Origin of the sequence: Pseudarthrobacter quantipunctorum, from assembly GCF_045291495.1 — a bacterium.
Classification (GTDB): domain Bacteria; phylum Actinomycetota; class Actinomycetes; order Actinomycetales; family Micrococcaceae; genus Arthrobacter; species Arthrobacter quantipunctorum.
The window spans coordinates 537,682-562,038 of sequence record NZ_CP148033.1 but is presented as its reverse complement, the minus strand read 5'-3'; the positions used below and the strand labels follow the sequence as shown (position 1 = coordinate 562,038).

Genomic DNA, 24,357 nt, shown 5'->3' with positions numbered 1-24,357 from the left:
CATTACAACCCGCAATAACTGGCCAAGCTGTTTATCACGTCTAAATTCCTGTGAACCGCCTCACGTCCATGGCATAGGGTAGTTGCTACGGGAAACTACATTCGTTTTAGAGCTTGAGAAGCGGGCATGGCCAAGCAATCATCATTTTTTCGATCGATCAGACGTCTCTATCCCCATGTCCGGCCCATCATTCCACGGCTCCTGCTGGGACTCGTGTGTGCGCTGCTGGCCAGTATCGTTGCCCTGGCAATCCCCCAGGTCCTGCGGGTGCTGGTCAACGAGTCGCTGCAGCCGGGCGGCGCCACGGAGGCCATCTGGGTGTCAGCCGGAGTCATCCTGGTCCTGGGCATAGCGGAGGCGGGACTGGTGGCACTCCGCCGCCAGTTCGTCATCAACCCGGCCACCACCGTGGAAACCCGGATGCGTGTGTCGCTCTACGACCACCTGCAGGAGCTGACGGTCTCCTTCCACGACCGCTGGGGCTCAGGCCAACTCCTGTCCCGCGCCATGACGGACCTCAACTTCCTGCGCCGCTGGATGGCTTTTGGCGCCATCATGCTGGTGGTCACCACGCTCACCGTAATCATCGGCATTGCGGTCATGTTCGCCATGAGCTGGCAGCTCGCCCTGATCTTCCTGGCCGCAGCCGTGCCCATCATGGCGTACAGCTTCCGTTTCCGCACCCGCTTCAGCAAGGTGGCCCGCCGCAGCCAGGACCAGGCCGGTGACCTGGCCACCACGGTGGAGGAGTCAGTACACGGCATCAGGGTGCTCAAGGCCTTCGGCCGCAGCCGGGAAGCACTGGAAAACTTCGAAGAACAAGCCGAAGAACTGCGCCAAACAGAGATCGACAAGGCGCGCCACCAGGCCATGTTCACCATGGTGGTCACGCTCCTGCCGGAGCTTGCCCTGGGCGCAGGCCTGGTGGTGGGCATCATGCTCTGTGCCAGCGGGCAACTGAGCATCGGCGCACTGGTGGCGTTCTTTGCCACGGCGGCCGTCATTGCCTCACCCGTGGAATTTTCCGGCATGCTGCTGGCCATGGCACTCACTGCCAAGACCGCCGTCGACCGCCACTACGAAGTCATGGATTCCCCCAACACCATCACCAGTCCCCCGGAGCCGCGCCGGCCGGACAACCTCGCGGGCGCCCTCGAATTCCACAACGCCACTTTTGCCTACGAGGATGCCCCGGACAAGCCCATCCTGGAGAACGTCAGCCTGGACGTGCGGCCTGGTGAAACCATGGCCCTGGTGGGCATCACGGGCAGCGGCAAGAGCGCACTCATCCAACTGGTGCCCCGGCTGTATGACGTCACCGGCGGCTTCATCAGCATCGACGGCGTGGACCTGCGGGACTTTGAGGTGGAGGAGCTGCGCCGGATCGTGGCCGTGGCCTTCGAGGACACCACCCTGTTCTCGAACTCCGTCAGGGACAACGTGCTGCTCGGCGCCCCGGACCGCAGCGAGGCCGTCCTGGAGGAAGCCCTGGATGTGGCCCGGGCACACTTCGCCTACTCCCTGCCGGAGGGCCTGGACACCCTCATTGGCGAGGAAGGCCTGAGCCTGTCCGGCGGGCAGCGCCAGCGGATCGCCCTTGCCCGGGCAATCGCGGCCCGGCCCCGCGTGCTGGTGCTGGATGACCCGCTCTCAGCCCTGGACGTCCATACGGAGGAACTGGTGGAGACCCGGCTCCGTGCCGTCCTGAAGGACACCACCACCCTGATCGTCGCCCACCGGCCGTCCACCGTAGCCCTCGCGGACAGGGTGGCGCTGCTTGAGGAAGGCCGGATCACCGCCGTCGGAACCCACACGGAACTGCTGGCGGGCAATGACCATTACCGCTACGTCATTGCGAGCCTGGACCAGGAACCCCGGGACCTGGACTCGGAACTCTCGGACCTCAAGGAAGAAGCGGCTATCAAGGAAGCGGGGGTCACCCGATGAGCACCGCCTCCTTCGGCACTGCCAATGAAGACAATGCCCACCTCAGCAAGAGTGACAGCAGGGCCGTCCGACGGCGGTCGCTGGCACTGCTGCGGTCACTGATCCGCCCGGTGCGGCTCCGGTTCTGGCTGACCATCGCCATGGTGGTCCTCTCCCAGGCGGCAAGGGTGGCTGGCCCGGCGCTGATCGCCTTTGGCATCGACCGGGCCCTGCCTGCGCTGCAGGCAGGGGACAACGCACCCCTGGTGTTCACAGGTGCCGCCTACCTCCTTGCGGCCATTGCGACGGCGGGGCTCACGGCCCTGTACGTCACCTCCACCGCGAGGCTCAGCCAGGCCATGCTGCTGGACCTGCGCCTTCGGGTTTTCCGCCAGACCCAGGGGCTGAGCCTTGAGTTCCACGAAAAGTACACGTCGGGCCGGATCATCGCCCGGCAGACCTCGGACCTCGAGGCCCTTCGTGAACTCCTGGACTCCGGCGTCAGCTCGCTGGCGTCAGGCATGCTGTTCATGGTCTTCACCGCCATCACCGTGTTCGCCCTGGACTGGCGGAGCGGCCTGCTGGTGCTGGCCGCCGGCGTGCCCATGTTCTTCCTGGCCCGCTGGTACCAGAAGCACTCCCAGATCGCCTTCCGCGAATCCCGCGTGGTCTCCGCGCGGCTCATTGTGCACTTCGTGGAAACCATGACCGGCATCCGCGCCGTCAAGGCCTTCCGCAAGGAGCAGGAAAACTCCGGCCGTTACGGCCAGCTCGCCGAGGACTACCGGCGGGTCACCGTCCGCTCCATCAACCTCAACGGCATCTTCCAGCCGGGGCTGGTGCTGATCGGCAACGTCTGCGTGGCTGTGGTGCTGCTCTTTGGCGGCTTCCGCGTCCTGGGAGGTGACCTGGAGGTCGGTGTGCTGCTGGCACTCATCCTTTCCACCAAGCGGTTCTTCCAGCCGGTGGACCAGATGGCCATGTTCTACAACTCCTTCCAGAGCGCGCAGGCCGCGCTGGAGAAGGTGTCGGGGCTCCTAGAGGAGGTGCCGACGGTGCGCCCGCCCAAGAACCCCGTCCCCCTGAAGCAGGCCAAGGGAGCCATCGACTTCAACGGCGTGGAGTTCCGCTACGGCGACGGCCCAGTGATCGTCCCTACCCTGGACCTGCACATTCCCGCGGGCCAGACTGTTGCCCTGGTGGGGCAGACGGGCGCGGGCAAGTCCACTCTGGCGAAGCTCATTGCGCGTTTCTACGATGTCTCCTCCGGTTCCCTCACGCTGGACGGCGTCGACGTACGCAACCTGGGCACCACGGACCTGCGCCGCAACATTGTTATGGTCACCCAGGAGGCATTCCTGTTCAGCGGCTCGGTGGCGGACAACATCGCCCTGGGCCGCCCCGAGGCTTCCCGGGCTGAGATCGAGGAAGCGGCCAAAGCCGTAGGCGCCCACGACTTCATCTTGGAACTTCCGGAAGGCTACGACACCGACGTCAACAAGCGCGGCGGACGCGTCTCGTCAGGGCAGCGGCAGCTCATAAGTTTTGCCCGGGCGTTCCTGGCACGTCCGGCCGTGCTGATCCTGGACGAGGCAACGTCCTCCCTGGACATCCCCTCCGAAAGGCTGGTGCAGCAGGGCCTGGCACGGCTCCTGGCGGGCACGGAGGCAGCCCGCAGGACGGCGTTGATCATTGCCCACCGGCTGTCCACGGTGGAGACCGCTGACAGGGTGCTGGTGGTGCACGACGGCCGGATCGTGGAGGACGGCAGCCCTGCCGAACTCATTGGCGGCGGCGGCCGCTTTGCGGACCTGCATGGCGCCTGGAAGGACTCGCTGGTCTGAAGCCGCTCCAGGATTTCCTGGGATTTCGCATCGGGACCCGGCATCGGCTATCCTTGTAAAGTTGCTTTTGCAGCGGATCGGGATGTAGCGCAGCTTGGTAGCGCGCTTCGTTCGGGACGAAGAGGTCGCAGGTTCAAATCCTGTCATCCCGACAAACTAGAAAGAGGGTCTCCTTGCGGAGGCCCTCTTTTTGTTAAAAGGAATGGCCCCGAAGCCTGCGCTCCGGGGCCACCCTCGCCTCCATGTGTGAGGAAGCTATTACATCGGGTCGGGCCAGTTGCCAATGTACGTGGTGTACGTGGTGTCCATGCCCTTGTCCTTGGTCTTCTTGGACATGGGGTCAGGCCAGTTACCGATGGCTACCGAAGTTCCGGCAGAGTCCCCGAGGGAACCGGCAGACAGGACGGCTGGAGCCGCAGCAGAAAAAGCAAGGGCACCTGCCAATAGGGCAGCGGTTGCGATCTTCTTCAACATAAATGGGTTCCTCAATACGAGTCGGATTCGTTACAAAGCCAGCACTGTCCTTGTTGACATACATTGTAAAATGTTTTCCACAGGGACTGTCAAGCATTTTGTACGAAGACCGTCCGGAAAAGGAGGAAAACCCGTGGGCAACGGATTCGGGGAGAAGCTCCGTGCGGAGCGTCTCGAACGGGGGCTGACACAGGCGGAACTGGGAAAGGACCTGTATTCCCCCAGCTATATTTCACTACTTGAGACCGGCCGCAGGGAACCTACGGCGGAGGTCATCGAGGAACTTGCACGCAGGTTGGAACTGGCACCCAAGGCGCTCGAGGCTTGGAGCCAGCCCATCTCGGTGAGCGATGCCGAATACGTCCTCGCCGGGTTGTACGCCCGGCAGGCGTGGGACCTCAGGGACTACCAGCTTGCGGCAAGCCATGCCGCCACAGCTGCCAAGATAGCCCTCGAAGGCAAGAACACCAGTGCCTGGTGGAACATGACCTACATGCAGGCCGAGTGTTTGATGAAGCAGGGCAATCTCCAAGAGTGCCAGCGAATTATTCAACACCTGCTGGAGCACCCCATGGCAACGGAGTCCGTTGGCCTTGGCGTTCGCGCACGCCAAATGTTGGCTGCGGTTTGCCACGGTCAAGGTCAACTCAGTGTTGCAGTGGAACACGCGATGGAGGCTGTGAGGCTTTCTGCTCAATTGCCGAAGAACTCCACGATTATCATCGGGGCCCACCGAGCCCTGATCGGTGCTCTGGCCGAAAGCGGCCGCCTGGATGAAGCCTGGAAATACTGCCAGGCGATGATCGACCACGTGGATGAGCTGTCGATGTCCCAGCTTGCCGGCGAAGTGGCTTGGGTGGTCGGCAACGTGGCCTTCATGCGGCACGATTACACCGAAGGGGTAAGGCATCACGAACGGGCAGCCCGGCTGCTCTCCCCCGCCAACGACATCGAACTGTGGGCCCGGTTCAACAAAGCCTCGGCGGCGGTGCGGCTCTCGTCAGGGATCGTTGAACCGGAGACACTGTCGTCGATCGAGCGGGCAGAACTTGCCTTCTCAATCGTTGGCGGAACAAAAAGTGATGAGCTGGAGGTCGCCTTCATCCGCGCCCGCTGGCTGTACCTGACCGGGGACATTGTTGCCGCCGTCGAAAAACTCCGCGAGATCCATGCGGAGCGCGCCAGCCTGGCAAAGCACACCGCCGGTGAAGTGTCGCTGCTGCTGGGCAAGTCCCTCAAGGCCGCAGGCGAATCCGAGGAAGCCCTGGTGCACCTCGAAGAAGCCCAGAAGGCCTTCAGTGCGGCAGGAGCGGCTGACCGCGTCCAACAGGCAATGGACGCGGTCCTGGAGATAAAACTGGCCCAGCAGCGCGCGGCAGCCGCTGCCAAGGCCAGCTAGTCACAACACCATCCGCCGGGAGCTGCTGGGGCTCCGTCAGGCGAAGGTTTTCCCCGTAAGTTTCTCGTAGGCCTCGACGTAACGGCCGCGGGTACGGTCCACAACCTCGTTGGGCAGCGCCGGTGGCGGCGTATCCGAGGACTTGTCCCAGCCCGATTCAGCAGACGTCAGCCAATCGCGCACATACTGTTTGTCGTAGGACGGCTGTGCCTGTCCCGGCTCGTAGGTGGCGGCATCCCAGAAACGTGAAGAATCCGGCGTCAGCACCTCATCCCCCAGGGTGATGAGCCCCGAGACCGGGTCATAGCCAAATTCGACTTTTGTGTCCGCCAGGATGATTCCGCGCTCCCGGGCAATTTTCTCAGCGGTGCTGTAGATCTCGAGCGTCAGCTCGCTCAGGCGCCCCGCAATATCGTCGCCAACCATGGCCACTACGGCGTCGTAGCTGATGTTCTCGTCATGCTCGCCAACCTCGGCCTTGGCCGACGGCGTGAAGATCGGGCGGTCCAGGCGCGACCCGTCAACCAGGCCCTCCGGCAGCGGAATGCTGCACACTGTCCCGAAGGCTTTGTACTCCTGCAGGCCGGTGCCTGTGAGGTAGCCGCGGGCGATGCACTCCACCGGGAACATGTCCAGCTTCTTGCAGATCATGGCCCGGCCCTCCACCTCGGCCGGGACGCCGTCTTCCACCGTGGAGCCCAGGACGTGGTGGTCGACGTCCAGCTGGTCGAACCACCACAGGCTGAGCTGCGTCAGGATGCGTCCCTTGTCCGGAATCAGGGAGGACAGGACGTGGTCAAAGGCGCTGATCCGGTCGCTGGCCACCACCAGCACGCAGTCCTGGCCCATGCGCTGCAGGATGGCCTCGTCAGCCGGCTCGTAGAGGTCCCTGACCTTGCCTGAGTAGACGTGCGTCCAGCCGGGAAGTTCGAGGGTCTTGGTGTTGAAACCGCGGGGTGCTGCGTCGTTGCTCATGTCAGGCCTTCGTCTTGGTCCCGTGGAGGGATGCGCTGGCAGTGGAGGGGACCTTTATTTCCCCGCGGGCGGCTTTGCCGCCGATATCCGTGCGGTACTGCGAGCCTTCGAGCTGGACCAGCTCCACGCCGTCGTACGCTCTTTCGCGCGCGTCCACGAGGTCGCTGCCGAGGGCGACGACGGCGAGCACGCGCCCGCCCGCGGACACCACTTTGCCCTCCTCGTCGAACGCGGTGCCGGCATGGATGACGTGGACGCCGTCGAGCTCCTCCACCTTCTTGAGCCCGCGGATCCGGTCCCCGGTGCGGGGAGTATCAGGATAGTTTTCGGACGCGACGACGACGGCGACGGCAGTTTCCTTGGCCCACCGCAGCTCCTCTGCCTTGTCCAGTTCGCCCTTGGCGGCTGCCAGCAGCAGGGCGCCGAGAGGGGTCTTGAGCCGTGCCAGCACGGCCTGTGTTTCCGGATCACCGAAGCGGACATTGAATTCGATGACGCGGGTGCCGCGGGAGGTGAGGGCCAGCCCCACGAACAGCACGCCGACGAACGGGGTGCCGCGGCGGGCCATTTCGTTGACGGTGGGCTGGGCCACGCGCTCAATGACTTCCTGGACCAGGCCTTCCGGTGCCCACTCGAGCGGAGTGTAGGCACCCATGCCGCCCGTGTTGGGGCCCTCATCGCGGTCGAAAATCCGTTTGAAATCCTGGGCGGGTGAAAGCGCCACGGTGTTGTGCCCGTCGCAGAGGACAAAAAGCGAAACCTCGGGACCGTCCAGGAACTCCTCGATCACCACGGAGCCGCCGGCGTCGAAGCAGGACTGGGCGTGGGCCAGGGCTTCCCCGCGGTCCTTGGTGACCACCACGCCCTTTCCTGCGGCGAGCCCGTCATCCTTCACCACGTAGGGTGCCCCGAAAGTGTCCAGGGCCGATTCGGCTTCCTCGGCGTTGGTGGCCACCATGGCCATGGCGGTGGGCACTCCCGCTTCCGCCATGATTTCCTTGGCGAACGCCTTGGACGCTTCCAGCTGTGCTGCGGCCTTGCTGGGACCGAACACAGGGATACCGGCCGCACGGACGGCGTCGGACACACCCGCGGCCAGCGGGGCCTCGGGGCCCACCACCACCAGGTCCACCGTCAGCCTGGTGGCCAAAGCGGCGACGGCGCCGGGATCATTGCCGTCAATCTTGTGGGTGGGGACCAGTTTGCTGATACCGGCGTTGCCGGGAGCTGCGTGGACCTCGGACACGTTGGGGTCGGCGAGCAGGGAGCGGACAATGGCGTGTTCGCGGCCTCCGGGGCCAATGACGAGTACCTTCACAGTCTCCAAGGGTACTTTGTGCACCCTGCAGGCTCCTAAGCTGTGTCACGGTGGATGCCGCGCCCGGCCAAGGAGACAATCCCGGACCCGGTCCGCTCCGAATACCGTTCATGGAGAAGCTGAAGAACTGGTTCCGGGGACCCACTGCTATGGCGGCGCTGGCAGGTGTGGTGGCGGCCGCCGTCGTCCTTGCCGTGGCCGAACTGCTCGGGGCTTTCTTCACAGCCCGCGCAACGCCGGTGATCGCCCTGGGATCAACCTTCATCGACTTCACGCCCTCCTGGCTGAAGGACTTCGCCATCGCCACGTTCGGCACCAATGACAAAGTTGCGCTCTTCGTGGGCATGGGCCTGACCATTGCAGTGCTGGCATGCGTGCTGGGGGTGGTGGCCCACCGCAAGTGGGCGCTGGGTGTCCTTGGCGTCCTGTTCATGGGCGCCGTCATCGTGGCCAGCGTGGTGACCCGCGCCGGCGTGGGGGCATTTGAAGCGCTGCCCACGGTGGTGGGAACCTTCGCCGGCCTCCTGGTGCTGCGGTTCCTGGTCAACAGGGTGCCGGTAACGAAGGCGTGGCCGGAAGCGCCGGCCGGTTCCGCCGTCGGAGACTCCACTGATGTAGCGGCCGCGCCAGGCACGACGCCCCGCGCCGCAACCAGCCGCCGCCGGTTTTTCGCGGCTGCCGGAATCACCGCAGCCGCCGCCGGCCTGGCCGCAACCGGTGGACGGCTGCTGGGCGCTGCACGCAGCAATATCCTCCAGGCGCGGGATGCCCTGCAGCTGCCAGCGCCTGCCAAGGCGGCGTCGCCCGTTCCTGCCGGCGTCCAGTCTCCGGTGCCCGGGGTGCAGCCATGGGTGACGCCGAACGGCGATTTCTACCGCATCGACACCGCGCTCAGCGTGCCGGAGATCGACGTGGAGGACTGGGAGCTCCGCGTCCACGGCATGGTTGAGGATGAAATCCGGCTCACCTTCCAGGACCTGCTCGACGCCGACCTGATCGAGTCCCATGTGACGCTCACCTGTGTGTCCAACCCCGTGGGCGGCAACCTCGCCGGCAACGCCAAATGGCTGGGATTCCCCCTCCGCGAGGTACTCAAGCGCGCGCGGCCCAAGGACGGCGCGGACATGGTCCTCTCCACCTCCATCGACGGCTTCAGCGCCTCAACGCCGCTGGAGGTGCTGCAGGATGACAGGGACGCAATGCTGGCAATCGGCATGAATGGTGAGCCGCTCCCGCTGGAGCACGGCTACCCGGTGCGGATGGTGGTCCCTGGCCTGTACGGATTCGTGTCCGCCACCAAGTGGGTGGTGGACCTGGAGGTCACCCGGTTCGCCGACAGCAAGGCGTACTGGACCGAGCGGGGCTGGTCCGAACGCGGCCCCATCAAGACCATGGCCCGGGTGGACGTGCCCAAGTCCTTCGCCAAGGTACCTGCCGGGAAGGTCGCCGTGGGCGGCACCGCCTGGGCACAGACCCGGGGCATCACCAAGGTGGAGATCCAGGTGGACGACGGCAACTGGATGGAGGCCGAGCTTTCCACGGAGGCGTCCCTGGTCACCTGGCGGCAATGGTCCTACCAGTGGGACGCCGCTCCCGGGCAGCATTACATCAAGGTCCGGGCCACCGACGGCACCGGCGAGGTGCAGACGGACCAGCGCGCGGACCCCGTGCCCGACGGCGCGTCCGGCTGGCAGTCCGTGATGGTCACCGTGGAGTAACGCGGCATTCAGTGGGGCGACCCATAGACTGGCACCATGCCCCACAACCCCCATGCCACCTTTACCGTGGACTCCGCCGTGGAACTGGCCGTCGTCGAACGCAGCGGCTTTGTGGAATCCCGGCACATCGGCTCGGCCGTCCTCCTGGCGGCGGACGGATCGGTAGTCACTGAACTGGGCGACATCAACACGCCCATCCTTGCCAGGTCCACGCTCAAGCCGTTCCAAACCCTTGCGTCCATGCAGTCCGGCGTCCCTTTGCGGGGTGCGCAGGTGGCTGTTGCCTGCGGAAGCCACACCGGTTCACTGGACCACATGGACGTGGTGGCAGGAATGCTCAAGGCCGCCGGCGTCCGGGAGGACCAGCTCCAGTGTCCGGAGGCCTGGCCGCAGGACGAGACGGCCCGCACCTGGCTGGTCCGCTCCGAAAAGGGGAAGTCCAGGTTGGCGTTCAACTGCTCCGGCAAGCACGCGGCGTTCCTCTGGGCCTGCACGGAAAACGGCTGGGACACACACAGCTACCTGGAACCCAACCACCCCCTGCAGCAGCGCGTCCGCACCGTCGTGGAGGAATACACCGGCGAGAAAATTGCGCACCTGGGCATCGACGGCTGCGGCGCACCGGTAGCCGCGGTATCCCTTAAGGGACTTGCCCGGGGGTACTCGCAGCTGGCAAAGGCTCCGGGCGACCAGAGCTTCAGCGCCCGTGCCGCCACCATTGCCACCTCCATGCTGGACTACCCCTGGGCCGTCCAGGGCATCGGCGAGGCCAACACGCTGGTCATGGACGAGCTGGGAATCATTGCCAAAATCGGCGCGGAAGGCGTCCTGGCCATGGCAACAGCCCAGGGTGTCTCCGTGGCCGTGAAGATTTTGGACGGCAACGTGCGCGCCACCTCATTGGTGGCCCTGACACTCCTGGCCGCGGCCGGCGCAGTGGAGATCCCCGGTGTTGCCAGCGTCCTGGAGAGGGTGGTTGATCCCGTACTCGGCGGCGGCCGGCCGGTGGGAAAGATCCGGCTCGGCCCGGCAGTATCCGCGCTTCTGGACTAGGTGCTTCTGGGCTGGGACTCTTGGACTAAACGTGTTACACGTGCTGGTCTACGATCACCGGGTTGCCGTCCGGATCAACAACAATGAAGCTCGCCGGCCCGGTTGTTCCTTCCTCCGCTTGGCTGGCGAAACTGACACCCTTGCCCTGCAGTTCGCGCTGGAGGTCGCGCACGTCCGTGAAGGATTCAGCGGCCGGGCGTCCTGGTCCCAGCCGGGGTTGAAAGTCAGGGCGTTCCGCTCCAGCATTCCCTGGAAGAGACCCACCATAGCCTGGCCATTTTTCAGGATCAACCAGTTCTGCGTGATGTCACCGGCAAAACGCGTGAATCCAAGCTTTTCGTAGAAGGCCGTTGAAGCGGCGATGTCCTTGACGTTGAGGCTTACTGAGAAAGCGCCGAGCTGCACGGTCTGTTCCCTTCCCTTGTGACGAGGTGCTACAGATCGTACTCCCCCACCCAATTCCATCCTGTTCAGTATCCGCGGTACTCTGATTCCCTTTGCCGCTGCATCTCCAGGAAAGGGGCCCAAACATGGCTGTAGCCCGTCGCCGGATCGACCCCCAGGAAGGCGCCGCCGCGGTGGAGGCGTGGCGGCGAGCCGCCGGACCGTCGTCGGACGTTCCTCTCCCGCGGACCGTCCTGGCAACTGCGGTGCGCTACACACTCGAGGAGCTCACCGCGCGGGCGCCGGGCAATTCGGTGGAGGTGCGGGTGCCGCCTTTCGGCGTCACCCAGTGCGTGGAAGGACCGCGGCACACCCGCGGCACGCCGCCCAACGTCATAGAGTGCGACGCCGCCACCTGGCTTTCGATGGTCACAGGCCAGTTGGGCTGGGCAGACGCGGTGGCCGCACATAAGGTTGCCGCCTCCGGCCTGCGGGCTGACCTCTCGGCGCTGCTCCCGCTCTAACCCCCGAGTTTTTGTCCAGATATGCAGGCTTCCGAGGCCTGGAACCCTGCATATCTGGACAAAAACTCACTGCTGCCAGCCCTGCTTCCGCAACGCCTGCCGGACGCGCGACACCACCCACTCCGGGCCGCGTTGCATATCGATCCGGTTGATCTTCACCTGCCGCCAGCCTGCTTCGAAGACCCGCTGGTCCCGGTAGGAGTCCAGGGCCTGCTGTTCCGGCAAGAGATGGTGGAGGCCCTCGTACTCCAGGCAGGTCCGGAATCGGGCGCAGCCAAGGTCTGTCCAGACAGGTCTTCCCATAGCATCGTCCACCCGGCAGTTTGGGGAGAATTCGGGAAGGCCGGCGTCGTCCAGCATCAGGCGCAGTTTCGATTCCGGAGGCGAGTCGACGCCGATGCGCAGCTGTTCAAGTGCTTCCCTGGCCTTGCGGACGCCATGGATCCCGTTGGCGCCCGCCACGAAGTTGCGCAATTCGGGCAGCGGAAGCATCGGATGCTTCGGCTCTCCGAAAGTCCTGGAATGCTCGCTGACAATGGCATCGCCCGCAACGATGAGGTCCTCCAACGGCAAGACGGAGCCGAGATCCACCCAGGTTCGGGCCACCGAGGTCAGCCGCAGCCCGTCAATATCGATGAGGTCGCCGTCCCGGACCTTAAGCCGGTGCCCCGCAATTCCCCTCCGCCGCGGAAGCGTTCCGCCGCCGCGCCTGGCAAGATGCAGAAAACGGCCGGGTTCGCGGAAATGGGCACCTGATTTCTTCCCCCAGGGAGGAGGTTCGACGGCGGCAGTCACGGGGCCGCCGTTGTCAGGCCTGAACTCAGCCCACGGAGGAAGGGGAAGCTTGAGGATCTCGGCAGCGGTAATAAGGCTCCCGAAGGTGTCGGGGTCCAGCCGGGTATGGGAGCGGACAAGGGCGGCCAGATCCGGAGGGCTCGATTTCGGCACCCGGATGCCCCGGCTTGGCCGGTAAAGGTCCGCCGCCTTCAGCCTGCTCGGCGAAATTCCAGCTGTCACCGCTTCCGTAAGGACGAAGGGCCTGTCGTTAATCTCCGGAGGCAATGGCGAAACTCTTCCCATGCATCCATTGAGTCACCCATTGACCACGAGTGACGGGTTATCCACAGCCGGATGCCCGGCCACCCGAGTTTTTGTCCACGTATGGCGGGTTCGATTCTTCGGAAGTCACCATAGCTGGACAAAAACTCGGGGGATTCAGGGGTCAGCCGCGGCCGATGAACGGCATCCCTGTTGCGGTGACGACCACCGATCCAACACTGGCGGACGGCGGCATGTTGGCCATCATCAGGACCGCGCGGGCGGCGTCCTCCACGGGGAAAGTCGGCTCCACCCGGCGGCTGCCGTCTGCCTGCAGCGCCCCCGCGCCCACGCCGATGGTGTCCATGATGTCCGTGGCCGTGTTGCCGATGTCGATCTGCCCGCACGTGATCCCAAAGCCCCGCCCGTCCAGCTCGATGCTTTTGGTCAGGCCGGTCATGGCGTGCTTGGTGACGGCGTAGGCCACGGTCCGTGGACGGGGCGAGTGCGCCGAGATGGAGCCGTTGTTGATGATCCGCCCGCCCTGCGGGACCTGCGCCTTCATGGCCCGGACCGCTGCGGCGGCACACAGCATGGATCCTGTCAGGTTCACCGCGAGGGTGGCGTTCCAGTCCTCCAGCGAAATTTCATCCACGCTGGCTGCCGGGCCAAACACGCCGGCGTTGTTGAACAGGACGTCCACCCGGCCCCACCGGCGGCGGACGGCGTCGAAAAGATGCTCGACGTCGTCCTGCCGGGTGACGTCGCACGGCACCACCAGCGCTTCGGGGTGATCGTCTGCCGTCTCCTTTAGCTGCGCTTCCCGGCGGCCAGCCAGCGCTACCCGGTATCCGGCGGCCAGCATCTGCCGGGCCACCTCCCGCCCGATGCCGGAACCTGCTCCGGTAACGACGGCAACCCGTACGGCGGAAGGGGTATTGTTCACGCTGTTCTCCTCTGGATGTGGTGCTAAAGGGCGGCCGGCACGCCCGTACTGTTCAGCGGCCAGCCTATGACGGTCTTGGGCCGCGGCGCAGCGTACGTCCGCACCTTGGAGGTGGACAGGCGCATGCGGACCAGGGATTCGGCGATGGCCACGGCAGACGCGACGCCGTCCACCACGGGTACTCCGGCACGCTGCCTGATGTGTTCGTCCAGCCCCGCCATTCCGCCGCAGCCGAGCACAATCACCTCGGCCTTGTCCTGGCTGACGGCAAGCATCGCCTGGTCAATGATGGCTTCCACGGCGCGCTCCGGCTCCTCCTCAAGTTCAAGGACGGCCATGCCGCTGGCCCGGACGGAGGCGCAGCGCGCGTCGAGTCCCGCGAGCTTCAGCCGGTCCTCGATGAGCGGAACGGTGCGGTCCAGGGTGGTGACCACCGAGTACTTGTGGCCCAGGAACATGGCGGTGCTGGCGGCGGCCTCCGTGATGTCCACCACCGGGACGTCGAGGAGTTCCTGCAGCCCCTCCCGTCCGTGCTCGCCGTAGCCGGCCTGCACCACGGCGTCGAACGGCTCAGGGTAGGAGGTGACCGCGTCCATCACGGCGATGGCGGCCAGGTAGCTTTCAAAGTTTCCTTCGCAGGAGTCCGCCCCGAACCGGGGTGTGATTCCCACGATCTCCGTGCCCGGTGCCGCGATGCTGCGTGCCGAAGCGGCGATGGAGTCCGTCATGGATTGGGTGGTGTTGACGTTCGCAACGAGTATGCGCATCAGGGGCTCCTTAGTGCTTGCTGGCGACGGCGATGGCCTCGCCGTCACGGTCTTCGAGCCGCTGCGAGCGGTCCGCAATAAAGAAGTACACAGCGGCTGCGATGCCGGCCGCGAAGAACCAGGCGAACGGTGCTGCTGCCGCCAGCGCCGGGACGAAGGCGATGAGGAGCGCCAGGACCGCAGCCGGCACCATGGCGATGATGGCCCTGGGGTTGACGCCGTTCTTGTAGTAGTAGGCACCTTCCGGCGATGCGGTGTACAGCTCGGGGACGTTGACCTTGCCGCGGCGGATCAGCCAGTAATCAGCCATGACGACGCCGAACAGGGGGCCGAGCAGGGCGCCGAGGCCGCCGAGGAAGTACACGATGACCAGCGGGTTGTTGTAGAGGTTCCAGGGCAGGATGACCAGGCCGATGACCGCGCTGACGAAGGCAGCCTTGCGGAAGTCCAGGTGTTTGGGGAAAAGGTTGGTGAGGGCATAGACCGGGGCAACAAAGTTGGCCATGAGGTTGACGGCGATGGTCAGGATCAGCAGCGCCAGGCAGGCCAGGACCAGGAAAAGCGTGTTGGGGATGGTCTGGACGATGTCCGAGGGGCTCTCGATGATGGTTCCGTTGATTTTGAACTGTCCGCCGGCCATCACCACGACGATCGCGCCGAAGACGAGCATGTTGATGGGGATGCCCCAGAAGTTACCGCGGACCACGGCCTTCTTGGAGACGGCGGAGCGGGTGAAGTCGCAGAAGTTCAGGACGAACGTGCCGTAGATGGAGACCCAGAGGGCGCCGCCGGCGAAGATCGTGAGCCACATCTGGGGCCCTTCGAGGGCGTTGTCCGAGGACCAGGCAATGGCGCCGCCCGCTTCCATGAAGATCCAGACGGCGATGGCGGCCATGGTGACCAGGATGATGGGGCCGGCAAAGGCCTCGTACTTGCGGATCATCTCCATGCCGAAGCTCACGATGACCAGCTGGACAATCCAGAGGATGACGAAGGCGATCCACCCAAGAGTGGACAGGCCCAGGATGGAGTCCTTGTCCAGTTCTCCGAGGCCCGGGAACATGGCCACGAGCATCACGCGGAAGACGACGGACGCGAGGTAGGTCTGGATGCCGAACCATGCGACGGCGACCGCGCCGCGGAGGAGGCTGGCGATCTGGGCGCCGCGGATGCCGAAGCTGATCCTGCTCATCACGGGGAAGGGAACACCGGTCTTGACGCCCATGAATCCGGAGAGATTCAGGAGGCCGAAGAGCAAGGCAGCTCCGATGCCAAGGGCAAGCAGGATCTGCCAGCCGCCGAGCCCTAGGGCGAACAGTCCGATGGCGAAGGCGTAGTTGCCGAGGCTGTGGACATCGTTGGCCCAGAGGGTGAAGATGCTGTAGCCGGACCAGCTCCGGCCGGCGCGTTTGGTGGGGGCAAGATCGACGTTGTAGAGGGTGGGGCTGATGGCCTGGCCTGATGCTGCGCTGGCTGATTCACAAAGGGCTTCGACGCCTGTGGCGGGGTGGGCGGAAGAGTCTGACGGCGCTGTCAGGTCAGGAGCCTTTTCGACGCCGACCGGTGGAGGGGTCTGCATGGGGATCTCCGGTTCTTGAAGGATTCGCAGTGGTGAGCGCAGGTCCACGGGACCGGTTCTGTTATTCCACATTGCGAAAAGTAGATATTGCTTAGTGGAATAAGAGTATGACGTGCATCACCTGCGGTCAAGGAGCCGCAGGGATGCCGCCAGTCACAATCGGCTCACAAGCGTCAGTGGGCCTACGCTGGCGCCGCGGGCCGCCACTTGTGTTGACCGCACTTCCGCCTCCTCGCTAATCTCGTATAGCAATAATGTTTTCTCACAATACGAAAACATGAGCCCAGCATTCAAAGACGAAAAGAGGCTGACGTGGCTGCAGGAGAAGATACCTCCCATATCCTCAGCGGGTTGACTAACCAGCTGCCTGATCGTGATCCGGAAGAGACTGCCGAGTGGGTTGAGTCCCTGGATTCGTTGATCAGGGAACAGGGCACTGAGCGTGCCCAATTCATCATGCGGAGCCTGCTGCAGCGTGCGGGTGCGCAGAGCGTCGGGGTGCCGATGGTGACCACCACCGATTACGTGAACACGATCCCGGTGGACCAGGAAGCCGAGTTCCCCGGGAACGAGGAGTACGAGCGCCGCTACCGGGCGTACATGCGGTGGAACGCCGCGGTGATGGTCCACCGTGCGCAGCGGGCGAACATCGGTGTGGGCGGGCATATCTCCACCTACGCCGGCGCCGCGACCCTGTACGAGGTCGGGTTCAACCACTTCTTCCGCGGCAAGGACCACCCCGGCGGCGGGGACCAGGTCTTCTTCCAGGGCCACGCCTCCCCCGGCATGTACGCCCGCGCGTTCATGGAAGGCCGCCTTTCGGAAGAGGACCTGGACGGGTTCCGGCAGGAAAAGTCCAAGGAAGGCCACGCGCTCTCCTCCTACCCGCACCCGCGGCTGATGCCGCACTTCTGGGAATTCCCCACCGTGTCCATGGGCATCGGGCCGATGAACGCGATCTACCAGGCCCAGTCCAACCGGTACCTGCACAACCGCGGCCTGAAAGACACCTCCGACCAGCAGGTCTGGGCGTTCCTGGGCGACGGGGAAATGGACGAGCCCGAATCCCGCGGCCTGCTCCAGCTCGCCGCGAACGAGAACCTGGACAACCTGAACTTCGTCATCAACTGCAACCTCCAGCGCCTGGACGGCCCGGTCCGCGGCAACGGCAAGATCATGCAGGAACTCGAAGCGTTCTTCCGCGGCGCGGGCTGGAACGTGATCAAGGTCGTCTGGGGCCGGGAATGGGATGACCTGCTCGCCCGCGACACCGACGGGTCGCTGGTGAAGATCATGAACGAAACCCCCGACGGGGACTACCAGACCTACAAGGCCGAATCCGGCGGGTTCGTCCGCGAGCACTTCTTCGGGAAGGACCCGGCCACCAAGGACCTCGTCGCGGACCTGAGCGATGACCAGATCTGGAACCTCAAACGCGGCGGCCACGACTACCGCAAGGTCTATGCCGCGTACAAGGCAGCGACCGAATTCAAGGGCAAACCCACCGTCATCCTCGCCAAAACCGTCAAGGGCTACGGCCTCGGACCCCACTTCGAGGGCCGCAACGCGACCCACCAGATGAAAAAACTCACGCTCCAGGATCTGAAGGAATTCAGGGATTATCTCCGCATTCCTATTTCCGACGCCCGCCTTGAAGAGGATCCCTACCGGCCGCCCTATTTCCATCCGGGAGCGGACGCACCCGAAATCGCTTACCTGCTGGACCGCCGGCGCGAGCTTGGCGGCTTCACACCGGAGCGGCGTTCACACCATCAGGCTGTTGAACTGCCGGAGGCGAAATCCTATGAGGTCGCCAAACGCGGTTCGGGCAAACAGCAGGCCGCCACCACCATGGCTTTTGTCCGGCTCCTGAAGGATCTTATCCGCGACAAGAAGTTCGGACACCGGATTGTGCCCATCGTGCCGGACGAATCCCGGACCTTCGGCATGGACGCCTTCTTCCCCACAGCGAAGATCTACAACCCGGGCGGCCAGAACTACCTCTCGGTGGACCGCGACCTCGTCCTGGCCTACAAGGAATCCGCCCAGGGCCAGCTGATCCACCCCGGCATCAACGAAGCCGGCGCCGTGGCAGCGTTCACCGCCGCCGGCACCGCCTACGCCACCCACGGCGTACCCCTGGTCCCGGTCTACGTCTTCTACTCCATGTTCGGCTTCCAGCGCACCGGCGACGCCTTCTGGGCAGCCGCGGACCAGATGACCCGCGGGTTCATCATCGGCGCCACCGCAGGACGGACCACCCTCACCGGCGAAGGACTCCAGCACGCCGACGGCCACTCCCCCCTGCTGGCCTCCACCAACCCCGCCGTGATCACCTACGACCCCGCCTACGGGTACGAAATGGGGCACATCATCCGCGACGGCCTCGAGCGCATGTACGGAGAGGCCGCAAGCGGCCAAGGAACCGGAGCTGCATCCGATAAAAACCTGATGTACTACCTCACGGTCTACAACGAGCCCATCACCCAGCCCGCCGAACCTGAGAACCTCGACGTCAACGGTGTGCTGAGGGGCATTTACCGGGTATCGGCGTCCGAAGCTGCAGGCCCTAAGTCCCAGATCCTGGCCTCCGGCGTGTCCGTTCCCTGGGCCCTCGAGGCCCAGCGGATCCTCGCCGAGGACTGGTCCGTTTCCGCCGACGTCTGGTCCGTGACCTCATGGAACGAACTGCGCCGCGACGGCCTCGCCGCCGAGGAGGAAGCCTTCCTCAACCCCGGCGAACCCGCCCGCATCCCCTTCGTCACCCAGCAGCTCGAAGGAGCCACCGGCCCCATCGTCGCCGTGTCCGACTACATGAAAGCCGTCCCGGACCAGATCCGCCAGTTCGTCCCCAACGAATTCGCCACCCTCGGCGCCGACGGCTTCGGCTTCTCCGACACCCGCGCAGCAGCCCGCCGCTTCTTCAAGAACGACACCCACTCCATCGTGGTGAAAGCGCTGCAAATGCTAGCGGCGAGGGGCGACGTTGAGGAGGGGGCGCCGTCGTACGCCGTGGACCGGTACAAGCTCCTGGACGTCACCGCCGGAACCACCGGCGCGGCCGGCGGCGACGCCTGACCCCACCCGCCCAGTTTTTGTCCAGATATGCAGACTTCCGGGCCTCGCAACCCTGCATATCTGGACAAAAACTCTAATAAGGTGCAGCTATGCGGAACACTGATGCGGCCGGCACCACGGGGGTCGTCCTCGCGGCTGGCGGCGGCACCAGGCTGGGACGGGGGCCCAAGGCGCTGCTCCCCTACCGTGGCCGGCCCCTGGTTGAATCAGTAGCCGCAGCACTGCTCGACGGCGGCTGCCGCGAGGTTGTGGTGGTGCTCGGCGCGGGTGCCGTGGACGTTCAGGCTGCCGCCGGGCTGGACCGCTGCCGCACCGTGGTGAACCCGGACTGGAGGTCGGGAATGGGCAGCTCGCTCCTGCTCGGCAACGCTACCGCTGATGCGGGGGACCACCTGATGGTCGCGCTCGTGGACCAGCCCGGCGTGACTGCCGCAACGGTTCGAAGGCTGCTTGCTGCCCACCGTCCGGGCCGGGTGACCGCGGCCGCGTACGACGGCGGTGCTGCCGCGAACGAGGGTGGAGGCGGCGGGCTCCGGCGCGGCCACCCGCTGGTGATCGACGCCGCCCTGCGCCAGGCCGTGGCGGATACAGTGACGGGCGATGCCGGGGCGCGCGCCTTCCTGCGGGCCCACCCGGACCTGGTGGATGAGGTGGATTGCAGCGATCTGTCCAGCGGCCTTGACGTTGACGCGCCGGAGCACCTTCACCTGCTGGACTAGGTGGTGATGCTCCCGGCGAGGAGCAACTCCTCCAGCCCGCGCTTGAAGCCCGAGCGTCCGCCGTGGGAGGGATGCCGGACCTTGGGCGCGTCCACGCCGCTGGACACCAAGCTGCGGTGCGCGATGTTTCCTACGGCCACCACTGCCTCAATGCGGAAAAGTTCAACCAACGACTGCCAAAACGGTGTGCCCAGCCTTGCTTCGGTGATCCTTGGCGTCCGGTTGGACTGCGGTTTTCCGGGCACATGGGTATGCCATGGGCAGGCACTCCACAGCAGGGGCAGGAAGTCCAGTTCCGCCAGGACCTCCCACATCACCGTTGCCGTCGGCTCGGCAGCCACTCCCTCCGCCCCGACAGGCAGGGCGTAGCCTTTGCCCGGCCCGAACAGTCCAAAACTGTTGGCCGGTCCCTGGAACATAGTGCGGTTGGTGAAAGGCACGCCGGTGATCCGCATGCCCCTGAAGCCAGGGGCCTCGCCCAGCAGCAACACTTTCGGCGAGCGGTCCAGCATCTCGGAGAGGTAAAGCTCCAGGTTGCGCCGGCGCACGGCATTCCCAGGGTGGCTGTGGTCAAGGAAGTTGGTGCGGTCCGGCACCGTGGGCACTGCCGCGAGCCGCTCCACAAACGCGTTGACGGAGTCAGTCACCGGCATACTCCCAGGCGTAAGAGAGCCGCCCGGGGTCCCCGGGGCGAGCGGAGCGAGGCAGGGGGCAGGCGGCGAACGGGGTTACCAGCGCGGGTGGATGGCTTCGCGGAAGTAGTGGTCATAGATCCAGCGGACGCCGGCGTCGAACTCTTCGCCGACCTGCACGGACGCAGCCGCTGCGTTGGCCGTTGCCTGGTCCACGTTGCGTGCGCCGGGAATTACCGTAGTGACGCCGTCCTGGGCCGCGATCCAGGCGATAGCCGCCTGGGCCGTGGTGGCACCGGAAGGAACAAGCTGCTCGAACTCGGCCACGGCCTTCAGCCCGAGTTCGTAATCCACGCCGGAGAAAGTCTCGCCGACGTCGAACGAATCACCGTTGCGGTTGTAGTTCCGGTGGTCGTTCTCCGCGAAGGTGGTTTCCTTCGAGTACTTGCCGGACAGCAGGCCGGAAGCGAGCGGCACGCGGGCAATGATGCCCACATTGGCTGCCTTCGCAGCGGGAAGGACTTCGTCGAGGGGCTTGAGCCGGAATGCGTTGAGGATGATCTGGACGGAAGCCGTGCCCGAATGGCGGATCGCTTCCAGTGCCTCGTCCGTGCGCTCCACGCTGACGCCGTAGTTGCGGATGGCGCCCTCGGAAACCAGGGTGTCCAGGGCGTCGTACACCTCGGAGTTGCTGTACACCGGGGTGGGCGGGCAGTGCAGCTGGACCAGGTCCAGGGTGTCGGTGCCCAGGTTCTTCCGGGACCGGTCCACCCACTGGCGGAAGTTGGCCAGGGTGTAGTTCTCCGGCTGCTGGTCCACGCGCCGGCCCATCTTGGTGGCAACCGTGATGTCCAGGGCGGGGTTGTCCGCGAGGAACTTCCCGATGGCTTGCTCGCTCTTGCCGTCACCGTACACGTCCGCAGTGTCGAAGAAGTTCACGCCGGCCTCAGCGGACGCCGCCAGGATGGCCTGGGCCTGTGCCGGGTCAACGTTGCCCCAGTCCGCGCCAAACTGCCAGGTGCCGAGTCCCACGACGGAGACGTTACGTCCGGTCTTGCCTAAAATCCGCTGTTCCATCCCTCGACTATATGGGGTGCCCCGCGGGAGGCCGGAATTTTACGGGTCGCTGCGGCCGCCGCGCCGGATCCTTCACGTGGCCGAGCGCTGCAGGTTGGGAACCAGCCCCGCTTCCCTCAGTCCCAGGTAAACCTTGTCCCGGGCAATGGGCAGCGAGGCGAACCGCACTCCGGTGGCGTTGCGGATGGCGTTCGCGAGCGCCGGAGCCACCGGGTTGAAGGGGCTCTCGCTCATGGACTTGGCACCGAGGGGCCCAAGTTTGTCGTTGGTGTCCGCGAAGTACACCTCGCTGCGCGGCACGTCCGCAAAGGTGGGGATGTGGTACTGCCGCAGGATGTCCGTGGTGACCCGGCCGGCGTCGTCCACCACCACCTCCTCATACAGTGCGGCACCGATCGCCTGGGCAATGCCGCCCTCGATCTGGCCGCGGCACTGGCGCGGGTTCACCACCACGCCCGCGTCCGCTGCCTGCACGCTCTGCAGGATCTTCAGCTCTCCCGTGCCGCGGTTCACCGCCACCCTGAAGCCGTGCACGTTGAATGCCACGGACCGCGGCGTCCCGCCCCAGCGCCCCTCTGCCGCGAGTTCGACGCCGGCTTCCGCAGCCTCCTGGGCCAGTTCAGCCAGTGCCACGGGGGTACCGTCAATCACCACGGCGTCCCCGGCAAGGATGCACGCGGAGGCCTGGGTCTGGCGGATGCCTGCGGCGAAGGCGCGGATGCGGACGGCGAGTTCCTCCGCCGCGGCGAGCGTGGCCTTCCCGGCCACCACCGTTCCGGCGGACCCGAAGGCGCCGGTATCGTGCTCCACCAGGTCGGTATCGGACTGCCGCACCACAACCTTTGCGGCCTCCGTGGACAGTGCTGTGGCAGCCATCTGGGCGTGGACGGTGGTGGTGCCGTTGCCGAACTCCGCGGTGCCGACGTCGGCCTGGTACGTTCCGTCCGGCAGGAGCCGGAGCCGGGAGTGGGCAAAATGCCCGCGCGGGGGCACGGTGTCGATCATGGACAGGGCCGTACCCTCTCCGGTCAGCCACTCCGGGCCCAGCTCGTCCAGGCCGGCGGCGCGGTAGCGCTCCCGGCCGCGGGCCAGGGCATCGCGGACCAGGCTCAGGCACTGGTCCAGGCCGTAGCTTCCGTAGTGGACGTCCTCCTCGGGATCCGGCTGGGTGGAAAGCATCAGGTCGCCTTCGCGAACCATGTTCCGGCGGCGGAACTCAAAGGGGTCCATGCCGATGCCGGCCGCGAGCTCGTCCATGGCGGACTCAATGGCGAAAATCATCTGGCTCAGCCCGTACCCGCGGAACGCACCGGCCGGGACGGTGTTGGTGTACATCGCGTGGGCATCCACTTTTTTATTCCCGCACTTGTAAACCGCCAGGGACTCCCCGCAGCCGTGGAACATCACGCCGGGCCCGTGGTTGCCGTACGCGCCGGTGTTGGTCAGGACATCCAGTTCCAGGGCAGTCAGCCTGCCGTCCACGCTGGCGCCGGCCTTGAGCTTGATGGTGAAAGGATGGCGGGTGGTGGTGGCGGTGAACTGTTCCGTGCGGGTCAGCTCCAGCTGGACGGGGCGCCCCAGTTTCAGGGCCGCGAGCGCCACGATGTCCTCGGTCAGGACCTCCTGCTTGCCGCCGAAGCCGCCGCCAACCCGGCCAGCCACCACGTGCACCTGCTCCTCCGGCAGCCCGAAGACCCGGCACAGCGTGCGCCGGACCAGGAACGGAACCTGGCTGGAGGTCCGGACCTGCAGGCGCGCTTCGCCGTCCACCGAGGCGATGGCCGCATGTGTTTCCAGGGCCACGTGCTGGACGCGCTGGGTGCGGTAGGTCTGTTCATGGATGAAGTCCGCCGCGGCGAAACCCTCGGCTACGCTCCCGAGTTCGGAATGGAGCTCGGCCACCACGTTCTGCCCGGGCCGCGAAATGCGGGACACCGTTCCGTCCTTGTCCCCGTGCACCAGCGGCGCGCCGGGCAGCAGCGCCTCCTGCGGCGAGAAGACGGCCTGACGTTCCTCATACTGCACCTCCAGGGCCCGCACCCCGGCCTCGGCGGCGGCCACTGTCTCAGCCACCACCGCGGCCACGCGCTGGCCCCGGAACCGCACTACGTCATCCAGCACCCGGGTATCGTCCGGGTCATCCGTGAAGAGTTCATGCTGGGCGGTGGAGAACAGCTGCTCCGGTGCGTCCCGGTGGGTGAAGACCGCCACCACTCCTGGCACCTTCAGGGCAGCCGCGGTATCGATGGCCAGCACCTTTGCGTGGGCGTGCGGCGAGCGCAGGAGCTTCAGGTGCAGCAGGCCCTGCAGCTGGTCAGCGGGAACGTCAAGGGTGTAGCGGGCGGTGCCCGTGACCACCGCACGGCTGGCGGGGGCCGGGACGTCGTCGCCCAGCCGTCCGGGTTCGGGGTCCGGCTGGCCTGCCCCTGCGATGCCGGAGCCCGGGCCTTGGGGATCCGGGTGCCCGGCGTGGCCGCAGACGGCGTCGGAGATGGCACGGTAGCCGGTGCAGCGGCACAGGTTTCCCTTGAGGTTCCGGGGCAGGTTCTCTGTCTGCCCGTCGTCGAAGGCGGCGGCGGTCATCACCATGCCCGCGGTGCAGAAACCGCACTGGAAACCCTGCCGCTCCATGAACTGCTGCTGCACCGGATGCAGGTCCGCAGCCCCGCCGGCGGTTGCCGCCAGCCCCTCGATGGTGGTGACCGCGTGCCCCTCCGCGCGGACCGCCGGGTAGATGCAGCTGTGCACCGGGGTTCCGTCCACGTGGACGGTGCAGGCGCCGCAGTCACCGCCGTCGCACCCCTTCTTCACGCCGAAGTTTCCCTGCTCGCGCAGGAAGGTCCGCAGGCACTGTCCCGGGCGGGGTGCGGCGTCCGCCGCGTTTCCGTTGATCTCGATGGCCATGC

General features: G+C 65.6%; 19 protein-coding genes and 1 tRNA gene. 9 read left to right on the top strand and 11 right to left on the bottom strand.

Annotated features, from left to right (window positions below; translation table 11 throughout):
- The first annotated feature begins 126 nt into the window (after nucleotides 1–126).
- From WHH00_RS02565 to WHH00_RS02555, 3 genes are all read left to right on the top strand, one after another.
- Entirely contained in the window at nucleotides 127–1,947 is a 1,821-nt protein-coding gene (locus WHH00_RS02565; RefSeq protein ID WP_406636258.1) for an ABC transporter ATP-binding protein, read from the top strand.
- Nucleotides 1,944–3,770, top strand: a complete 1,827-nt coding sequence (locus WHH00_RS02560; RefSeq protein ID WP_406636256.1) for an ABC transporter ATP-binding protein — start codon at nucleotides 1,944–1,946, stop codon at nucleotides 3,768–3,770. Before WHH00_RS02565 ends, WHH00_RS02560 begins: the two co-directional genes overlap by 4 nt.
- A 78-nt stretch (nucleotides 3,771–3,848) precedes the next feature.
- Nucleotides 3,849–3,922: transfer RNA gene (locus tag WHH00_RS02555), tRNA-Pro, on the top strand.
- 106 nt (nucleotides 3,923–4,028) lie between these two features.
- On the opposite strand, the gene WHH00_RS02550 is transcribed toward WHH00_RS02555, so the two are convergent.
- Nucleotides 4,029–4,244 carry a hypothetical protein gene (locus WHH00_RS02550; RefSeq protein ID WP_406636254.1) on the bottom strand — a complete coding sequence of 72 codons (216 nt, stop codon included), beginning with the start codon at nucleotides 4,242–4,244 and terminating at the stop codon, nucleotides 4,029–4,031.
- Nucleotides 4,245–4,377: 133 nt separating this feature from the next.
- Here WHH00_RS02550 and WHH00_RS02545 point away from each other — a divergent pair, with 133 nt between their 5' ends.
- Nucleotides 4,378–5,643: a helix-turn-helix domain-containing protein gene (locus WHH00_RS02545; RefSeq protein ID WP_406636252.1), complete on the top strand. Its 1,266-nt coding sequence runs from the start codon at nucleotides 4,378–4,380 to the stop codon at nucleotides 5,641–5,643.
- A 36-nt stretch (nucleotides 5,644–5,679) separates the two neighbouring features.
- Here the strand turns inward: WHH00_RS02545 and WHH00_RS02540 are convergent, their stop codons facing one another.
- Both WHH00_RS02540 and purD read right to left on the bottom strand, forming a co-directional pair.
- Nucleotides 5,680–6,618, bottom strand: coding sequence for a phosphoribosylaminoimidazolesuccinocarboxamide synthase (locus WHH00_RS02540; protein WP_406636250.1), 939 nt, complete (start codon nucleotides 6,616–6,618; stop codon nucleotides 5,680–5,682).
- A 1-nt stretch (nucleotide 6,619) separates the two neighbouring features.
- On the bottom strand, nucleotides 6,620–7,936 hold the full coding sequence (gene purD / locus WHH00_RS02535) for a phosphoribosylamine--glycine ligase (protein WP_406638474.1): 1,317 nt from the start codon (nucleotides 7,934–7,936) through the stop codon (nucleotides 6,620–6,622).
- 110 nt (nucleotides 7,937–8,046) lie between these two features.
- Here purD and WHH00_RS02530 point away from each other — a divergent pair, with 110 nt between their 5' ends.
- A complete protein-coding gene (locus WHH00_RS02530) occupies nucleotides 8,047–9,654 on the top strand; it encodes a molybdopterin-dependent oxidoreductase (protein WP_406636248.1) in 1,608 nt (535 codons plus the stop codon).
- Between the two features lie 36 nt (nucleotides 9,655–9,690).
- Complete coding sequence (locus WHH00_RS02525; RefSeq protein ID WP_406636246.1) at nucleotides 9,691–10,707, top strand: asparaginase; 1,017 nt, start codon at nucleotides 9,691–9,693, stop codon at nucleotides 10,705–10,707.
- A gap of 54 nt (nucleotides 10,708–10,761) precedes the next feature.
- On the opposite strand, the gene WHH00_RS02520 is transcribed toward WHH00_RS02525, so the two are convergent.
- The gene (locus WHH00_RS02520) at nucleotides 10,762–11,112 is read right to left on the bottom strand and encodes a VOC family protein (protein ID WP_406636244.1); all 351 of its coding nucleotides are present in this window, start codon (nucleotides 11,110–11,112) and stop codon (nucleotides 10,762–10,764) included.
- 125 nt (nucleotides 11,113–11,237) lie between these two features.
- Between WHH00_RS02520 and WHH00_RS02515 the strand changes: the two genes are divergently transcribed.
- Entirely contained in the window at nucleotides 11,238–11,615 is a 378-nt protein-coding gene (locus WHH00_RS02515) for a sterol carrier family protein (RefSeq protein WP_406636242.1), read from the top strand.
- Between the two features lie 66 nt (nucleotides 11,616–11,681).
- Here the strand turns inward: WHH00_RS02515 and WHH00_RS02510 are convergent, their stop codons facing one another.
- The 4 genes from WHH00_RS02510 to WHH00_RS02495 all read right to left on the bottom strand — a co-directional run bounded on the left by WHH00_RS02510 (nucleotide 11,682) and on the right by WHH00_RS02495 (nucleotide 15,945).
- Entirely contained in the window at nucleotides 11,682–12,677 is a 996-nt protein-coding gene (locus WHH00_RS02510) for a hypothetical protein (RefSeq protein ID WP_406636240.1), read from the bottom strand.
- A gap of 160 nt (nucleotides 12,678–12,837) precedes the next feature.
- Entirely contained in the window at nucleotides 12,838–13,599 is a 762-nt protein-coding gene (locus WHH00_RS02505; protein WP_406636238.1) for an SDR family oxidoreductase, read from the bottom strand.
- A gap of 23 nt (nucleotides 13,600–13,622) precedes the next feature.
- A complete protein-coding gene (locus WHH00_RS02500) occupies nucleotides 13,623–14,366 on the bottom strand; it encodes an aspartate/glutamate racemase family protein (RefSeq protein WP_406636236.1) in 744 nt (247 codons plus the stop codon).
- 10 nt (nucleotides 14,367–14,376) lie between these two features.
- Nucleotides 14,377–15,945 (bottom strand): NCS1 family nucleobase:cation symporter-1, encoded by a 1,569-nt coding sequence (locus WHH00_RS02495; protein WP_406636234.1) that lies wholly within the window; start codon nucleotides 15,943–15,945, stop codon nucleotides 14,377–14,379.
- Nucleotides 15,946–16,257: 312 nt separating this feature from the next.
- On the opposite strand from WHH00_RS02495, the gene aceE reads away from it, so the two are divergent.
- Nucleotides 16,258–19,023 carry a pyruvate dehydrogenase (acetyl-transferring), homodimeric type gene (gene aceE, locus WHH00_RS02490; RefSeq protein ID WP_406636232.1) on the top strand — a complete coding sequence of 922 codons (2,766 nt, stop codon included), beginning with the start codon at nucleotides 16,258–16,260 and terminating at the stop codon, nucleotides 19,021–19,023.
- Nucleotides 19,024–19,112: 89 nt separating this feature from the next.
- Nucleotides 19,113–19,742: a nicotine blue oxidoreductase gene (gene nboR, locus WHH00_RS02485; protein WP_406636230.1), complete on the top strand. Its 630-nt coding sequence runs from the start codon at nucleotides 19,113–19,115 to the stop codon at nucleotides 19,740–19,742.
- Here nboR and WHH00_RS02480 read toward each other — a convergent pair.
- From WHH00_RS02480 to WHH00_RS02470, 3 genes are all read right to left on the bottom strand, one after another.
- Nucleotides 19,739–20,395, bottom strand: a complete 657-nt coding sequence (locus tag WHH00_RS02480) for a uracil-DNA glycosylase (protein ID WP_406636228.1) — start codon at nucleotides 20,393–20,395, stop codon at nucleotides 19,739–19,741. The genes nboR and WHH00_RS02480 overlap by 4 nt on opposite strands.
- 75 nt (nucleotides 20,396–20,470) lie before the next feature.
- Nucleotides 20,471–21,451 carry an aldo/keto reductase gene (locus WHH00_RS02475; protein WP_406636226.1) on the bottom strand — a complete coding sequence of 327 codons (981 nt, stop codon included), beginning with the start codon at nucleotides 21,449–21,451 and terminating at the stop codon, nucleotides 20,471–20,473.
- 72 nt (nucleotides 21,452–21,523) lie between these two features.
- Nucleotides 21,524–24,355, bottom strand: a complete 2,832-nt coding sequence (locus tag WHH00_RS02470) for a molybdopterin-dependent oxidoreductase (RefSeq protein WP_406636224.1) — start codon at nucleotides 24,353–24,355, stop codon at nucleotides 21,524–21,526.
- Nucleotides 24,356–24,357: the final 2 nt, after the last annotated feature.

What these genes read in the sequence shown, in the direction of transcription:
- WHH00_RS02470 (WP_406636224.1), bottom strand. Translation starts at nt 24,355, where the DNA reads ATGGCCATCGAGATCAACGGAAACGCGGCGGACGCCGCACCCCGCCCG.
- WHH00_RS02475 (WP_406636226.1), bottom strand. Translation starts at nt 21,451, where the DNA reads ATGGAACAGCGGATTTTAGGCAAGACCGGACGTAACGTCTCCGTCGTG.
- WHH00_RS02565 (WP_406636258.1), top strand. Translation starts at nt 127, where the DNA reads ATGGCCAAGCAATCATCATTTTTTCGATCGATCAGACGTCTCTATCCC.
- WHH00_RS02560 (WP_406636256.1), top strand. Translation starts at nt 1,944, where the DNA reads ATGAGCACCGCCTCCTTCGGCACTGCCAATGAAGACAATGCCCACCTC.
- WHH00_RS02525 (WP_406636246.1), top strand. Translation starts at nt 9,691, where the DNA reads ATGCCCCACAACCCCCATGCCACCTTTACCGTGGACTCCGCCGTGGAA.
- WHH00_RS02480 (WP_406636228.1), bottom strand. Translation starts at nt 20,395, where the DNA reads ATGCCGGTGACTGACTCCGTCAACGCGTTTGTGGAGCGGCTCGCGGCA.
- WHH00_RS02540 (WP_406636250.1), bottom strand. Translation starts at nt 6,618, where the DNA reads ATGAGCAACGACGCAGCACCCCGCGGTTTCAACACCAAGACCCTCGAA.
- WHH00_RS02500 (WP_406636236.1), bottom strand. Translation starts at nt 14,366, where the DNA reads ATGCGCATACTCGTTGCGAACGTCAACACCACCCAATCCATGACGGAC.
- nboR (WP_406636230.1), top strand. Translation starts at nt 19,113, where the DNA reads ATGCGGAACACTGATGCGGCCGGCACCACGGGGGTCGTCCTCGCGGCT.
- WHH00_RS02515 (WP_406636242.1), top strand. Translation starts at nt 11,238, where the DNA reads ATGGCTGTAGCCCGTCGCCGGATCGACCCCCAGGAAGGCGCCGCCGCG.
- WHH00_RS02550 (WP_406636254.1), bottom strand. Translation starts at nt 4,244, where the DNA reads ATGTTGAAGAAGATCGCAACCGCTGCCCTATTGGCAGGTGCCCTTGCT.
- WHH00_RS02495 (WP_406636234.1), bottom strand. Translation starts at nt 15,945, where the DNA reads ATGCAGACCCCTCCACCGGTCGGCGTCGAAAAGGCTCCTGACCTGACA.
- WHH00_RS02530 (WP_406636248.1), top strand. Translation starts at nt 8,047, where the DNA reads ATGGAGAAGCTGAAGAACTGGTTCCGGGGACCCACTGCTATGGCGGCG.